13 protein-coding genes are annotated in these 12,932 nt (G+C 72.5%); 10 read left to right on the plus strand and 3 right to left on the minus strand.

All coding sequences use genetic code 11. The features are described 5' to 3' along the window. Positions 1 to 69: 69 nt before the first annotated feature. Positions 70 to 486, minus strand: a complete 417-nt coding sequence (locus ACIRF8_RS17950; protein WP_404215854.1) for an SsgA family sporulation/cell division regulator — start codon at positions 484 to 486, stop codon at positions 70 to 72. A gap of 252 nt (positions 487 to 738) precedes the next feature. Here ACIRF8_RS17950 and ACIRF8_RS17955 point away from each other — a divergent pair, with 252 nt between their 5' ends. Beyond that, positions 739 to 1,830 (plus strand): WD40/YVTN/BNR-like repeat-containing protein, encoded by a 1,092-nt coding sequence (locus ACIRF8_RS17955; protein ID WP_404215856.1) that lies wholly within the window; start codon positions 739 to 741, stop codon positions 1,828 to 1,830. A 12-nt stretch (positions 1,831 to 1,842) separates the two neighbouring features. Here ACIRF8_RS17955 and ACIRF8_RS17960 read toward each other — a convergent pair whose 3' ends face one another. Continuing rightward, positions 1,843 to 2,151 carry a YciI family protein gene (locus ACIRF8_RS17960; RefSeq protein ID WP_404215858.1) on the minus strand — a complete coding sequence of 103 codons (309 nt, stop codon included), beginning with the start codon at positions 2,149 to 2,151 and terminating at the stop codon, positions 1,843 to 1,845. Positions 2,152 to 2,215: 64 nt separating this feature from the next. Between ACIRF8_RS17960 and ACIRF8_RS17965 the strand changes: the two genes are divergently transcribed. From ACIRF8_RS17965 to ACIRF8_RS17990, 6 genes are all read left to right on the plus strand, one after another. Further along, complete coding sequence (locus ACIRF8_RS17965) at positions 2,216 to 3,283, plus strand: ABC transporter ATP-binding protein (protein WP_404215860.1); 1,068 nt, start codon at positions 2,216 to 2,218, stop codon at positions 3,281 to 3,283. Positions 3,284 to 3,319: 36 nt separating this feature from the next. Further along, a complete protein-coding gene (locus tag ACIRF8_RS17970; protein ID WP_404215862.1) occupies positions 3,320 to 4,534 on the plus strand; it encodes an ABC transporter substrate-binding protein in 1,215 nt (404 codons plus the stop codon). Positions 4,535 to 4,541: 7 nt separating this feature from the next. After that, a complete protein-coding gene (locus ACIRF8_RS17975; protein WP_404215864.1) occupies positions 4,542 to 5,405 on the plus strand; it encodes an ABC transporter permease in 864 nt (287 codons plus the stop codon). 11 nt (positions 5,406 to 5,416) lie between these two features. Further along, complete coding sequence (locus ACIRF8_RS17980) at positions 5,417 to 6,232, plus strand: ABC transporter permease (protein WP_404215866.1); 816 nt, start codon at positions 5,417 to 5,419, stop codon at positions 6,230 to 6,232. Between the two features lie 143 nt (positions 6,233 to 6,375). After that, positions 6,376 to 6,975 (plus strand): MSMEG_1061 family FMN-dependent PPOX-type flavoprotein, encoded by a 600-nt coding sequence (locus ACIRF8_RS17985; protein ID WP_404215868.1) that lies wholly within the window; start codon positions 6,376 to 6,378, stop codon positions 6,973 to 6,975. A gap of 10 nt (positions 6,976 to 6,985) precedes the next feature. Then, positions 6,986 to 7,678 (plus strand): endonuclease V, encoded by a 693-nt coding sequence (locus ACIRF8_RS17990; protein ID WP_404215870.1) that lies wholly within the window; start codon positions 6,986 to 6,988, stop codon positions 7,676 to 7,678. Between the two features lie 3 nt (positions 7,679 to 7,681). Here the strand turns inward: ACIRF8_RS17990 and ACIRF8_RS17995 are convergent, their stop codons facing one another. Next, positions 7,682 to 8,890: a saccharopine dehydrogenase family protein gene (locus ACIRF8_RS17995; protein ID WP_404215872.1), complete on the minus strand. Its 1,209-nt coding sequence runs from the start codon at positions 8,888 to 8,890 to the stop codon at positions 7,682 to 7,684. A gap of 184 nt (positions 8,891 to 9,074) precedes the next feature. On the opposite strand from ACIRF8_RS17995, the gene ACIRF8_RS18000 reads away from it, so the two are divergent. From ACIRF8_RS18000 to ACIRF8_RS18010, 3 genes are read left to right on the plus strand one after another with little or no spacing between them, the layout of a single operon-like run. Beyond that, positions 9,075 to 10,232, plus strand: a complete 1,158-nt coding sequence (locus ACIRF8_RS18000) for a CaiB/BaiF CoA transferase family protein (protein ID WP_404215874.1) — start codon at positions 9,075 to 9,077, stop codon at positions 10,230 to 10,232. A gap of 8 nt (positions 10,233 to 10,240) precedes the next feature. Next, positions 10,241 to 11,383 carry an acyl-CoA dehydrogenase family protein gene (locus tag ACIRF8_RS18005; protein ID WP_404215876.1) on the plus strand — a complete coding sequence of 381 codons (1,143 nt, stop codon included), beginning with the start codon at positions 10,241 to 10,243 and terminating at the stop codon, positions 11,381 to 11,383. Positions 11,384 to 11,420: 37 nt separating this feature from the next. Further along, positions 11,421 to 12,635, plus strand: coding sequence for an acetyl-CoA C-acetyltransferase (locus tag ACIRF8_RS18010; RefSeq protein ID WP_404215878.1), 1,215 nt, complete (start codon positions 11,421 to 11,423; stop codon positions 12,633 to 12,635). Positions 12,636 to 12,932 lie beyond the last annotated feature (297 nt).

The raw sequence follows: 12,932 nt of genomic DNA on the forward strand, positions 1-12,932 counted from the left end.
CGACCGGAGAAGGGCGGGCCCGGGGCAGGCGACCCGGGCCCGCCCTCCACGGCGTCACCGCCGCGCTTCTCAGAACGCGTCGCGCAGCAACTCCGCGAGATCCCCGTCCACATCCACGTGCAGGTACTCCTCGCCGACCGGCACCAGCGCCGTCGTGTCCGAGAGGAAGCGCTCCAGCTCGCCCGTGCGGATGTGCACGATCGCGGTGCCCTCCACGGCGTGGAACTCCAGGACCGTGCGGTCGTAGCCGTAGGGGCGCACGCGTACGTCGCCGAGGCCGGCGGCCTCTGTCATCCCGGCGGCGAGCAGTTCGCGGGCGAACGTCCAGCACACCTCGACGCCCTCCAGGGTGGCGGGGGCCGGGAACGACATGCGCACGGCGAACGGGTCGCGCGCGTCGTAGCCCAGCGTCGCGGGGATGCTTGCCATACGTGGCGCGGCGGCGACGAGACGGGCCTCTACGGCTTGCTCGATGACGAAGGACAACGCCTGCTCCTTAGACGACTGCACGGACGACGACGAACGGTCGGACGGGCTCACTTGACTAGACGGCGGAAGGGGGGAATCCGTGCATCAGAAGCCGGACGAAACACGAGTGACCTCTGTCACCGGTTTCAATCGTCGTGGTCTGGACGCCACCCGGATGGTGGACTAGCTTCGCGCGCCATGACGCGAAAGAGGGCTCTGAGGGCCATGGGAAGTGTGCGATCCGTGCGAACTGCGAGGACCGTGTGGAGCATGTGCACGTCCTGGAGGTCCCGGTCGAGGCGCGCGGGACGGGCGGTGCCGGCTCTGGGAGCCGCCGTGCTCGCGGTCGTCGCGCTCGGCGCCGCGCCGGGCCCCGCCGCCGCCCACGCACCGACGTGGGAGCTGACGCGGACGGACACCGATGTCCGGTTCAGGGGCCTGGCCGCCGTCGACCGGAACACGGCGTGGCTCGCCGGGGCGAAGGGCACCGTGCTGCGCACCACGGACGGCGGCGCGCACTGGACCCCGGTGTCGCCGCCCGGGGCGCAGACACTGGAGTTCCGTGACGTCGAGGCGTTCGACGCCCGTCGCGCGGTGGTCCTGGCCATCGGCGAGGGCGAGGCGTCCCGGATCTTCCGCACCGACGACGGCGGTGCGACCTGGACGGAGTCGTTCCGCAACACCGACCCGAAGGCGTTCTATGACTGCGTCACCTTCTTCGACCACCGGCACGGCCTCGCGATGAGCGACCCCGTCGACGGCGCGTACCGCATCCTGTCCACGCGCGACGGCGGCCGGTCCTGGCGGGTCCTGCCGACCGCCGGGATGCCGCCCGCGCAGAGCGGCGAGGCGGGCTTCGCCGCGTCCGGCCAGTGCCTGGTCGCCTCGGGCCCGAAGGACGTCTGGCTGGCCACCGGCGGCGGCGCGGTCTCCCGCGTCCTGCACTCCGCCGACCGCGGCCTGACCTGGACGGCGGCCGAGACCCCGATCCCGGCGGGCGACGCGGCCCGCGGCGTCTTCGGCCTCGCCTTCCGCGACCGGACGCACGGCATCGCGGTCGGCGGCGACTACAACGCCGGGCTGCCCTCGCCGCGGGCCGCCGCGGTGACCGGCGACGCGGGCCGGAGCTGGACCCCCGCCGCGCAGCCCCCGCCGGCCTACCGCTCCGGCGTCGCCTGGCTCCCGCACAGCCGCACCGCGGCCCTCGCCGTCGGCCCGACCGGCACCGACCTCACCACGGACGCCGGCCGCACCTGGCGCACCGTGGACGCGGGCTCGTACGACACCGTCGACTGCGCGCGCGACGGTGGCTGCTGGGCGGCGGGCGAGAAGGGCCGCGCGGCACGCCTGAGCCACCGGTGAGCCCCGCCCCGGTCAGGGCTTGCCGGTCGGCAACTCCTCCCGGTACGCGGCCAGTCCGGGCGCCGTCTTGGTGGCGATGAACTCCGTCACCCGGTAGGCGCAGACCCCGGCGATCACGAAGGGGTCGGTCGCGGTGATCTCCTCGATCGCCGCGCGACCGGCCCCGGCGGCCAGGATGATGCCGCCGTCGCGCGGCTCCTTGCGCCCGGACGCGAGGAAGACCCCGGCCGCGTACTGCGCGTCGAGCCAGGCGACATGCGCTTCCAGATGTGCGTCGACGTCCTCGATCGGTCCTGTGTACGTCAATTCCAGTACAAACATGATCCGCAGCGTACCGGCGGTCTTGTGGGCCTCGTTGAAATGTGCATGATCTACGCGTATGGGTATGCCCGGACAGCCGGAGGACGGCACGGAGCGCGAGGCGCCCGCGATCTCCCTGCGCGCGGTGCGCAAGGCCTTCGGTGGGGTGCGGGCCGTCGACGGCGTCGAACTCGACGTGGCCGAGGGTGAGTTCTTCTCGCTGCTGGGACCGTCCGGGTCGGGGAAGACCACGGTGCTGCGCCTGATCGCCGGGTTCGAGACACCGACGAGCGGCACCGTCCTGCTCGGCGGCGCCGACGTCACCGGCAAGCCCCCCTTCGAGCGCGACGTCACCACCGTCTTCCAGGACTACGCGCTGTTCCCGCACATGAGCGTCGAACAGAACGTCGCCTACGGCCTCAAGGTGCGCGGCGCCGGCCGGAGGGAACAGGCCGAACGCGCCCGCGCCGCCCTCGACTCCGTGCGCCTCGAAGGGTTCGGCGGGCGCAGCCCCGGGCAGCTCTCCGGTGGCCAGCGCCAACGCGTCGCGCTGGCACGGGCGTTGGTGGTCCGCCCCCGGGTCCTCCTCCTCGACGAACCGCTCGGCGCCCTCGACCTCACCCTGCGCGAGGAGATGCAGAGCGAGCTGAAGGAGCTCCAGCGCGACGTCGGCATCACCTTCGTGCTCGTCACCCACGACCAGACCGAGGCCCTCGCCCTCAGCGACCGCATCGCCGTCATGAACGCCGGCCGCGTCGAACAGGTCGGCACACCGGGGGAGTTGTACGAGTCACCCGCCTCCGCGTTCGTCGCGTCGTTCGTCGGCACCTCCAACACCCTCACCGGCGCCGCCGCCGAACTGATCGTGGGCAAGGCCGGGACGTTCGGCATCCGGCCCGAGAAGATCCGCGTCCTGCCCGACACGGGGGACCACGACCGCACCCACCACAGCGAGGTGCGCGGCATCGTCGCCGACGCCGTCTACCTCGGCGACAGCACCCGTGTCGTCGTCGACACCGACGCCGGCGCCCGCTTCGTCGCCGTACGGCAGAACCTCGACACGACGGCGGCCGACGCCCTCGCCCTGCCGGGCAGCCGTGTCCTGCTGCGCTGGCACCGACGGCACAACGTACCGCTGGACCCCATGACGTGAGCGACCCACGCGAATCGACCGACAGGGAGTTTCCTCGTGCGCGCACCCCGAACCCTCATGGCCGCCACCGCCCTCGGCGCCCTGCTGTCCACCACCGCCTGTGGTTCCTCCGACGACGGGGGAGGCGGCTTCGGGGACGCGCCGGGCGGCCGGGGCTTCACCCCACCGAAACTCTCCGCGCCCACCTCCCTCGGCAGGACCGAGGGCGAGGTCGACCTCGTCGCGTGGGCGGGCTACGCCGAGGACGGGTCGAACGACCCGGAGGCCGACTGGGTCACCCCCTTCGAGGAACGCACCGGCTGCAAGGTCAACACCAAGGTCGCCGGGACCTCCGACGAGATGGTCAACCTGATGAAGACCGGCCAGTACGACGCCGTCTCCGCCTCCGGTGACGCCTCCCTGCGCCTGATCGCCTCCGGCGACGCGGCCCCCGTCAACACCGACCTCGTACCGCACCACGCGGACATCTTCCCCGGCCTCAAGATGCGGCCCTGGAACTCCGTCGGCAAGGTCGCCTACGGCATCCCGCACGGCCGCGGCGCCAACCTCCTCATGTACCGCACCGACAAGGTCGCCCCCGCCCCCGACTCCTGGAAGGCGGTCTTCGACGGCGCGTCCGCCCACCGCGGCAAGGTCACCGCCTACGACTCGCCGATCTACCTCGCCGACGCCGCCCTGTATCTGATGAAGACCCGGCCGGCCCTTGGCATCAAGGACCCGTACGCGCTCGACCAGAAGCAGTTCGACGCCGCGGTGGACCTGCTGAAGAAGCAGAACGGGAACGTCGGCGAGTACTGGAGCGACTACCTGAAGGAGATCTCCGCCTTCAAGAGCGGCGACTCGGTGATCGGCACGAGCTGGCAGGTCATCGTCAACACCGCCCGGGCCGAGAAGGCACCCGTGAAGGCCGTCCTCCCCAAGGAGGGCGCCACCGGCTGGTCCGACACCTGGATGGTCTCCGCGAAGGCGAAACACCCCGACTGCGCCTACAAATGGCTCGACTGGATCGTCTCGCCCAAGACCAACGCACAGGTCGCCGAGTACTTCGGAGAGGCCCCCTCCAACGCGAAGGCGTGCGCCGAGACCACCGACAAGCGGCACTGCGCGATCTACCACGCCGACGACGCCGCCTACTGGAAGCGGGTCCACTTCTGGACCACACCCATCCCGCAGTGCCTCGACGGCCGCACCGACGTCACCTGCGTCCCGTACGCGAAGTGGGTTCAGGCGTGGACCGAGATCAAGGGCTGAGGCGCGGGTGAGCGTCGGCAAGAAGGCGGCCGGGACGCTGCACCGCAACCCCCGGCTGCGCCTGACCCTCCTTCTCGCGGCCCCGCTGACCTGGCTCGTCGTCGCCTACCTCGGGTCGCTCGCGGTGCTCTTCCTGTCGGCGCTGTGGACCACGGACCCGTTCACGTCGGACATCGTGCGCACCTGGACCCTCGACAACTTCCGCACCCTGGCAACGAGGGACGTGTACCGACAGGTCGCCCTGCGCAGCATCGCGGTCGCGCTCGGCGTCACGGCGCTGTGCGTCGTGCTCGCGTTCCCCATCGCCTTCTACACGGCGCGCATCGCCCGCCCCCGGTGGCGCCCGCTGCTCGTCGTCGCCCTCCTCACGCCGCTGTGGGCGAGTTACCTCGTCAAGGCCTACGCGTGGCGCGTCATGCTCGCCCGAGGCGGCCTGCTGGACTGGCTGCTGTCACCCTTCGGGGTGAGCGGACCCGGCTACGGACTGACCGCGACGGTTCTCGTCCTGACCTATCTCTGGCTGCCGTACATGATCCTGCCGATCCACGCGGGGCTCGAACGCGTCCCCGACAGCCTCCTCGACGCCTCCGCCGACCTCGGTGCCCGCACCTGGCGCACTTTCCGCACGGTGCTGCTGCCGCTCGTCCTGCCGTCCGTCGCCGCGGGCTCCGTCTTCACGTTCTCGCTCAGCCTCGGCGACTACATCGCCGTCCAGATCGTCGGCGGCAGGACCCAACTGATCGGCAACGTCGTCTACGCCAACATCACCCTGGACCTGCCGCTCGCGGCGGCCCTCGGCACCGTGCCCGTCGTCGTGATCGTCCTGTACCTGCTCGCGGTGCGCCGCACCGGCGCGCTCACCAGCCTCTGAACGGAGCCGTGATGCACCTGTCCCGCCGCGCGCGCATCGCGCTCCGTGCCGGCGCCCTCGCGGGCTTCACCGTCATCTACCTCCCCCTCCTCCTGGTCGTCGTCAACTCCCTGAACCCGGACCGCAGTGCGAGCTGGCCACCGAGCGGTCTCACCCTGCGCTGGTGGCGGGACGCCTGGCACAACGCCGGGGCCAGGGACGCCCTGGGGACATCGGTGAAGGCGGGCCTCGGCGCCACGCTGATCGCCCTCGTCCTCGGCACACTCATCGCCCACGCCGTCGCCCGCCACCGCTTCTTCGGCCGGGAGGCGATCTCCTTCGCGGTCGTCCTGCCCCTCGCGCTGCCCGGCATCATCACCGGTATCGCCCTCAACACGGCCTTCCGCACCGTCCTGGAACCGCTCGGCATCGGCCTCGGCCTGTTCACGGTGGTCGTCGGGCACGCCACGTTCTGCGTCGTCATCGTCTTCAACAACGTCGCCGCGCGCCTGCGCCGCCTGCCCGGCTCGTACGAGGAAGCCGCCATGGACCTGGGCGCGGGCGCCTTCCGCACGTTCCGTACCATCACGTTCCCGCTGACCCGCTCGGCGCTCGCCGCCGGCGGGCTGCTCGCGTTCGCGCTGTCCTTCGACGAGATCGTGGTCACGACGTTCACCGCCGGCCCCGGCGTCCGGACGCTGCCGCTGTGGATCTTCTCCAACATGGCCCGGCCCCGACAGGCCCCCGTGGTCAACGTCGTCGCCGTCGTCCTCGTCCTGCTGTCGGTGATCCCGGTCTACGTGGCCCAGCGGCTGTCCTCCGACACGACGGCGGGCAGCCGCGTGTAGCCGTGCCGTCGCTCGGGCCGGGGCGGACAGGCGGTCCGATCATTAGGTGAGGCTAACCTAACATCGGATACGGTTCACTGAGCAACTACTTCGGACCGTCGTCCCCGCGCGCCGCCGAAGCACCCACGAGACCAGGAGTCGGCTTGCTGCACACCACGGACCCCCTCGCGCCCAGGTCGCTCAGCTCGCCCGGCGAGCCGGAGGACGGCTATGTGGAGCTGCGGTCCGCGACCCGGCTGCGCGAGATCCTCGGCGAGCCGCACCCAATCGTGATCGACAAAGTGCACGGTCGACTCGACGAGAACGACCGGGCGTTGATAGCCCGCTCACCGTTCTGTCTGCTGTCCACGGCCGACGCCCGCGGCAACTGCGACGTGTCGCCCCGCGGCGACGGACCCGGCTTCGCCCACGTGCTCGACGCCCACACGATCGCCCTGCCGGACCGCCCGGGCAACCGCCGCGGCGACAGCTTCCACAACATCCTGGAGAACCCGCACGCGGGCCTGCTGTTCCTGATCCCCGGCGCCACCGACGTCCTGCGGATCAACGGCCGGGCCCGGATCCTCACCGACGCCCCCTTCTTCGACGCCATGACCGTCAAGGGGCAACGCCCGGCCCTGGCGCTGCTCCTGGACATCGACGACATCTACCTCCACTGCCCGCGGTCGCTGCGCCGGTCGGGCCTGTGGAAGCCGCTGACATGGGAGAACGCGGACCGCGCCACCGATCGGTCACCTGCTTAGGGTGGGGCTCATGCAGAGGATCACGGGGGTACCCGAGGGCTGGCCGACGGACGAGGCGGCGGCGCGCGCCGTGCAGGACGCGCTGCGCGACCGCGTCGTACGCGACGAGACGGGGCCGGCGCCGGGGGCGGGCACGGTCACCGGGATCGATGTCGCGTACGACGACGCGCGCGACCTCGTCGCCGCCGCCGCGGTCGTCCTGGACGCCGCGACGCTCGACGTCGTCGAGGAGGCCACGGCCGTCGGGCGCGTCGCCTTCCCTTACGTACCGGGCCTGTTGGCGTTCCGCGAGATCCCGGCGGTGCTCGGCGCCCTGGAGGCGCTGCGCACCGACCCGGGACTCGTCGTGTGCGACGGCTACGGCCTCGCGCACCCGCGCCGCTTCGGCCTCGCGAGCCACCTGGGCGTCCTCACCGGCCTGCCCACGATGGGCGTCGCCAAGAACCCGTTCGCCTTCACCCACGGCGCGTTGGGGCAGGCGCGGGGGAGCGCCGCGGCGCTGCTGGACGGGGGAGAGGAGGTCGGCCGCGCCCTGCGCACCCGTGACGGTGTGAAGCCGGTGTACGTCTCGGTGGGCCACCGGATCGGCCTCGCGACCGCCTGCGCGCACACGCTCGCCCTCACACCCGCCTACCGGCTGGCCGAGACGACCCGCAGGGCCGACCGTCTCTGCCGCGACGCCCTGCTCGGCCTCACCCGCTGAGCTTCACCGCTCCGCGGCGACCCGGAAGCCGATGCCCGCCGCCCGCAGACGCTCGATCAGCGCGTCCCCCATCGCCACGGCGGTGGTCAACTGCCCGGAGACCTCGGGCAGTTCGTCCTGGGCAAGGCACATAGCGGACTCCGCCAGCATCTTCGCCGTCTCCCCGTACCCCGGGTCCCCGCCGGACACCTCCGTGAAGACCCGCCGCCCGCCGCCCTCGCCCACGAACCGCACCGAGAACCAGCTCTTGGCCCGGCGCGCCTCATCCGGCCCCTCGCCGGGTGCCAGCCTGCTGCCCAGCCAGCGCCGGGCGGGCGGCACCTGCGCCGCGGCGAACAGCGCCCCGACCGCGGCGACCCCACCCACCGCGAACGGCAGCGATTTCACGGCCGCGTAGTGCCGGTAGCGGAAGTCCGGGCCGTAGCGCTCCAGGGCGCGCGCGGAGCGCTGCACCACCTGCGGGTCGATCGTCGGCAGTGGCAGGGCCCACGCCCCGACCTCCTTGGCGAACCGGGGTGTCCCCGTCGGCGCGTACGCGGTGCGCCCGACGAGCCGGGGCTGGTGGCGGCGCCGGTCCTGCTGCGCGGCGACCATCTGCCGGGCCCGCCCGAACTGGTGGAGCGCGGAGGCGAACGTCCCGCCGGAGAAGGTGGCGTTCGAGCGGACGAAACCGTCGACCCGCAGCGGCACACCCTCCGGCAACCGTTGCACCGTGAAGTACGCGCCCAGGTCGTGCGGGACCGAGTCGAAGCCGCACGCGTGCACGAGGCGGGCGCCCGTCTCGCGCGCGCGGGCGTCGTGCCGGACGTACATGCGGTCCACGAACTCGGGCTCACCCGTGAGGTCCACGTAGTCGGTGCCCGCCTCGGCGCACGCGGCCACCAGGCCCTCCCCGTACTCCAGGTACGGGCCCACGGTCGTGGCCACCACGCGCGCGCGGGTGGCGAGTTCGCGCAGGGACGCCGCGTCCGCCACGTCCGCCCGCTCCAGCGGGAGCACCGCGCAGGCCGGATCGATGCCGGTGAGCCGCTCGCGCAGCCGCTCCAGCTTGCCCGGATCGCGGCCCGCGATCGCCCAGCGCAGCCCTTCCGGGGCGTGCGCCGCCAGGTACTCGGCGGTGAGCACCCCCACGAAGCCCGTCGCTCCGAACAGCACCACGTCGTACGTCCTGTCCGTGTTCCCCGGGCTTCCGGGGACTCCCGACCTGTTCATGACACCCCTCACCGTGCTCCCGCGCCGTTGTCGGCGCCTGAGGCTAGCGTGCGCACGGCCGGCGGGCCGGGGCGGGCCGCCCATTGGCTAAGCGCTTGCTCGCTGGGGGGTTGTGCTGACCGGCACGGGTTCATAGCATCACTGGTGTTACATCAGTTGTGTCACAGACTGGGGGCGGGGCCGCATGGCAGGCGCAAGCACCGGAGCGGGGGGCGGCCCGCTCGCCGGGGTACGCGTGGTCGAGCTCGCCGGGATCGGCCCGGGGCCGTTCGCCGCGATGCTCCTCGCCGACCTCGGCGCCGATGTCGTACGGATCGACCGGCCCGGCGGGGCGGGGCTCGCGATCGACCCGCACCACGACATCACCAACCGCAACAAGCGGTCCGTGATCGTCGACCTGAAGGCCGAGGACGGCGCCGAGCGGGTGCTGCGCCTCGTGGACCGCGCCGACGTGCTGATCGAGGGCTACCGGCCGGGTGTCGCCGAACGCCTCGGCGTGGGCCCCGACACCTGCCACGCCCGCAACCCGGCGCTGGTCTACGGCCGGATGACCGGCTGGGGCCAGAAGGGCCCGCTCGCGTCGCGCGCCGGGCACGACATCGCGTACATCGCCCTCACCGGCACCCTCGGCATGATCGGGAAGCCGGACGAGCCGCCGACGGTCCCCGCCAACCTCGTCGGGGACTACGCGGGCGGCTCGCTCTACCTCGTCGTCGGCGTCCTCGCCGCCCTCCACCACGCCCGCGCGACCGGCGCGGGCCAGGTCGTGGACGCCGCGATCGTCGACGGCACCTCGCACCTCACCGCGATGATCCACGGCATGCTCGCGGCCGGCGGCTGGCAGGACCGGCGCGGCGCCAACCTCCTCGACGGCGGCTGCCCCTTCTACGGCACGTACGAGACCGCCGACGGCCGGTACATGGCGGTCGGCGCCCTTGAACAGCAGTTCTACGACGAGTTCATCGACCTCATGGACCTGACCGGAGTAGCGCCCGAACGCAAGGACCTGAGCCGCTGGGGCGAGCTGCGCGAGGCCGTCGCCGCGCGCTTCAAGGAGCGTACGAGGGACGCGTGGACGGCCGTCTTCGAGGGCTCCGACGCCTGTGTGGCCCCGGTCCTCTCGCTGCGCGAGGCCCCCGGCCACCCGCACCTCGCCGCCCGCTCCACCTTCGTCGACCACGGCGGCATCACCCAGCCCGCACCCGCGCCCCGCTTCTCCGCCACCCCCACCGCCGTCCGCTCGGGTCCGGCGCTCCCCGGCGCCGACACCGCGGCGGTCGCCCGCGACTGGGGCGTACCGGAGCTCGACGGCCCCCACGATTCCCCGACGAAAGGCAGTTGATCGTCAGCATGGAACGACGCCTGTTCAGCGCCGAGCACGAGGCGTTCCGCGAGACCGTCCGCACCTTCCTCGCCAAGGAGGTGACCCCGCACTACGAGCAGTGGGAGAAGGACGGCATCGTCGCGCGCGAGGCATGGCTCGCCGCCGGACGCCAGGGGCTGCTGGGCCTCGCGGTGCCCGAGGAGTACGGGGGCGGCGGCACCACCGACTTCCGCTACAGTGCCGTGCTCGCCGAGGAGTTCACGCGCGCGGGCGCCGCCGGGCTCGCCGTCGGCCTGCACAACGACATCATCGGCCCCTACCTGACCTCCCTCGCCACCGAGGAGCAGAAGCGGCGCTGGCTGCCCGGCTTCTGCGACGGCTCGACGATCACCGCCATCGCGATGACCGAACCCGGCGCCGGCTCCGACCTCCAGGGCATCCGCACGACGGCCGAGGACAAGGGCGACCACTGGCTGCTCAACGGCTCCAAGACGTTCATCTCCAACGGCATCCTCGCCGACCTCGTCGTCGTCGTCGCCAGGACCACGCAGGAGGGCGGCGCGCACGGGCTGTCGCTCCTGGTCGTCGAGCGCGGCATGGACGGCTTCGAGCGGGGCCGCAACCTCGACAAGATCGGCCAGAAGGCGCAGGACACGGCCGAGCTGTTCTTCCACGACGTGCGCGTCCCGAAGGAGAATCTGCTCGGCGAGCTCAACGGCGCGTTCATCCACCTGATGACCAACCTCGCGCAGGAGCGCATGGGCATCGCCGTCGCCGCCATCGCCGCCGCCGAGCACCTGCTGGAGATCACCACGACGTACGTCAAGGAGCGCGAGGCGTTCGGACGGCCGCTCGCCAAGCTCCAGCACATCCGGTTCGAGATCGCCGAGATGGCCACCGAGTGCGCCGTCACCCGGACGTTCCTCGACCGCTGCATCGAGGACCACTCCGACGGCACCCTCGACGCCGTGCACGCCTCCATGGCCAAGTGGTGGGCGACCGAACTGCAAAAGCGCGTCGCCGACCGCTGCCTCCAACTGCACGGCGGCTACGGGTACATGAGCGAGTACCGCGTCGCGAAGGCCTTCACCGACGGGCGCATACAGACCATCTACGGCGGCACGACCGAGATCATGAAGGAGATCATCGGGCGTTCGCTGCTGTCCTGACCTCCACCCTCGTTCCGCTGCTTCGAAAGGCACCTCCGTGACCACTGACGCGTACGTGTACGACGCGATCCGCACCCCGCGCGGCCGGGGCAAGGCCACCGGCTCCCTGCACGGCACCAAGCCGATCGACCTCGTCGTCGGCCTGATCCACGAGATCCAGGCCCGCTTCCCCGGCCTGGACGCCGCCGCGATCGACGACATCGTGCTCGGCGTCGTGGGCCCCGTCGGCGACCAGGGCTCCGACATCGCCCGCATCGCCGCCATCGCGGCCGGGCTGCCCGACACGGTCGCCGGCGTCCAGGAGAACCGCTTCTGTGCCTCGGGCCTGGAAGCCGTCAACCTCGCGGCGATGAAGGTCCGCTCGGGCTGGGAGGACCTCGTCCTCGCCGGTGGCGTCGAGTCGATGTCACGGGTGCCGATGGCCTCCGACGGCGGCGCCTGGTTCGCCGACCCCATGACCAACTTCGAGACGGGCTTCGTACCGCAGGGCATCGGCGCCGACCTCATCGCCACCGTCGAGGGCTTCTCGCGGCGCGACGTGGACGAGTACGCGGCGCTCTCCCAGGAGCGGGCCGCCGCCGCGGTGAAGGACGGGCGCTTCGAGCGGTCGGTCGTCCCGGTCAAGGACCGCAGCGGCCTCACCGTCCTCGACCGCGACGAGTTCCTGCGCCCCGGCACGACCGCCGACTCCCTGGCCAAGCTGAAGCCGTCGTTCGCGGACATCGGCGACCTGGGCGGGTTCGACGCCGTCGCGCTCCAGAAGTACCACTGGGTCGAGAAGATCGACCACGTGCACCACGCGGGCAACTCCTCCGGCATCGTCGACGGGGCGTCGCTGGTCGCCATCGGCTCCCGCGAGGTGGGCGAGCGCTACGACCTGACCCCGCGGGCCCGCGTCGTCTCCGTGGCCGTCTCCGGGTCCGAGCCGACCATCATGCTCACCGGCCCCGCGCCCGCGACCCGCAAGGCGCTCGCCAAGGCCGGCCTGACCATCGACGACATCGACCTCGTCGAGATCAACGAGGCGTTCGCGGCGGTGGTGCTCCGCTTCGTGCGGGACATGGGTCTGCCCCTGGACAAGGTCAACGTCAACGGCGGGGCGATCGCGCTCGGCCACCCGCTGGGCGCCACCGGCGCGATGATCCTCGGCACGCTCGTCGACGAGCTGGAGCGGCGGGACCTCCGGTACGGGCTGGCCACGTTGTGCGTCGGCGGAGGCATGGGGATCGCGACGATCGTGGAGCGGGTGTAGCGCCATTCGTCACCGGGTGCGGGTTCGGTGGGGCTTCTCGCGCAGTTCCCCGCGCCCCTGGGGCATGCGGCTTCCCCGCAGCCCCCTGGGGGCGCACGGAGTGCGCCTTCCAGGGGCGCGGGGAACTGCGCGAGAAGCCCCCACTAACCCGCACCCGGCCGCGAACCGCCCCCGCGGCGGGGGGGGGGGGGGCGGGGGGGGGGGCGGGGGGGGGGGGGGGGGGGGGGGGGGGGGGGGGGGGGGTGGGGGGGGGGGGGGGGGGGGGGGGGGGGGGGGGGGGGGGGGGGGGGGGGGGGG

It is taken from the genome of Streptomyces sp. NPDC102406, assembly GCF_044765725.1.
GTDB lineage: Bacteria > Actinomycetota > Actinomycetes > Streptomycetales > Streptomycetaceae > Streptomyces.

Excerpts from the sequence above, each read along its gene's own strand:
- ACIRF8_RS17955 (WP_404215856.1), top strand. The coding sequence starts at position 739 with ATGTGCACGTCCTGGAGGTCCCGGTCGAGGCGCGCGGGACGGGCGGTG.
- ACIRF8_RS17965 (WP_404215860.1), top strand. The coding sequence starts at position 2,216 with ATGCCCGGACAGCCGGAGGACGGCACGGAGCGCGAGGCGCCCGCGATC.
- ACIRF8_RS17960 (WP_404215858.1), bottom strand. The coding sequence starts at position 2,151 with ATGTTTGTACTGGAATTGACGTACACAGGACCGATCGAGGACGTCGAC.
- ACIRF8_RS18000 (WP_404215874.1), top strand. The coding sequence starts at position 9,075 with ATGGCAGGCGCAAGCACCGGAGCGGGGGGCGGCCCGCTCGCCGGGGTA.
- ACIRF8_RS18005 (WP_404215876.1), top strand. The coding sequence starts at position 10,241 with ATGGAACGACGCCTGTTCAGCGCCGAGCACGAGGCGTTCCGCGAGACC.
- ACIRF8_RS17990 (WP_404215870.1), top strand. The coding sequence starts at position 6,986 with ATGCAGAGGATCACGGGGGTACCCGAGGGCTGGCCGACGGACGAGGCG.
- ACIRF8_RS17980 (WP_404215866.1), top strand. The coding sequence starts at position 5,417 with ATGCACCTGTCCCGCCGCGCGCGCATCGCGCTCCGTGCCGGCGCCCTC.
- ACIRF8_RS17995 (WP_404215872.1), bottom strand. The coding sequence starts at position 8,890 with ATGAACAGGTCGGGAGTCCCCGGAAGCCCGGGGAACACGGACAGGACG.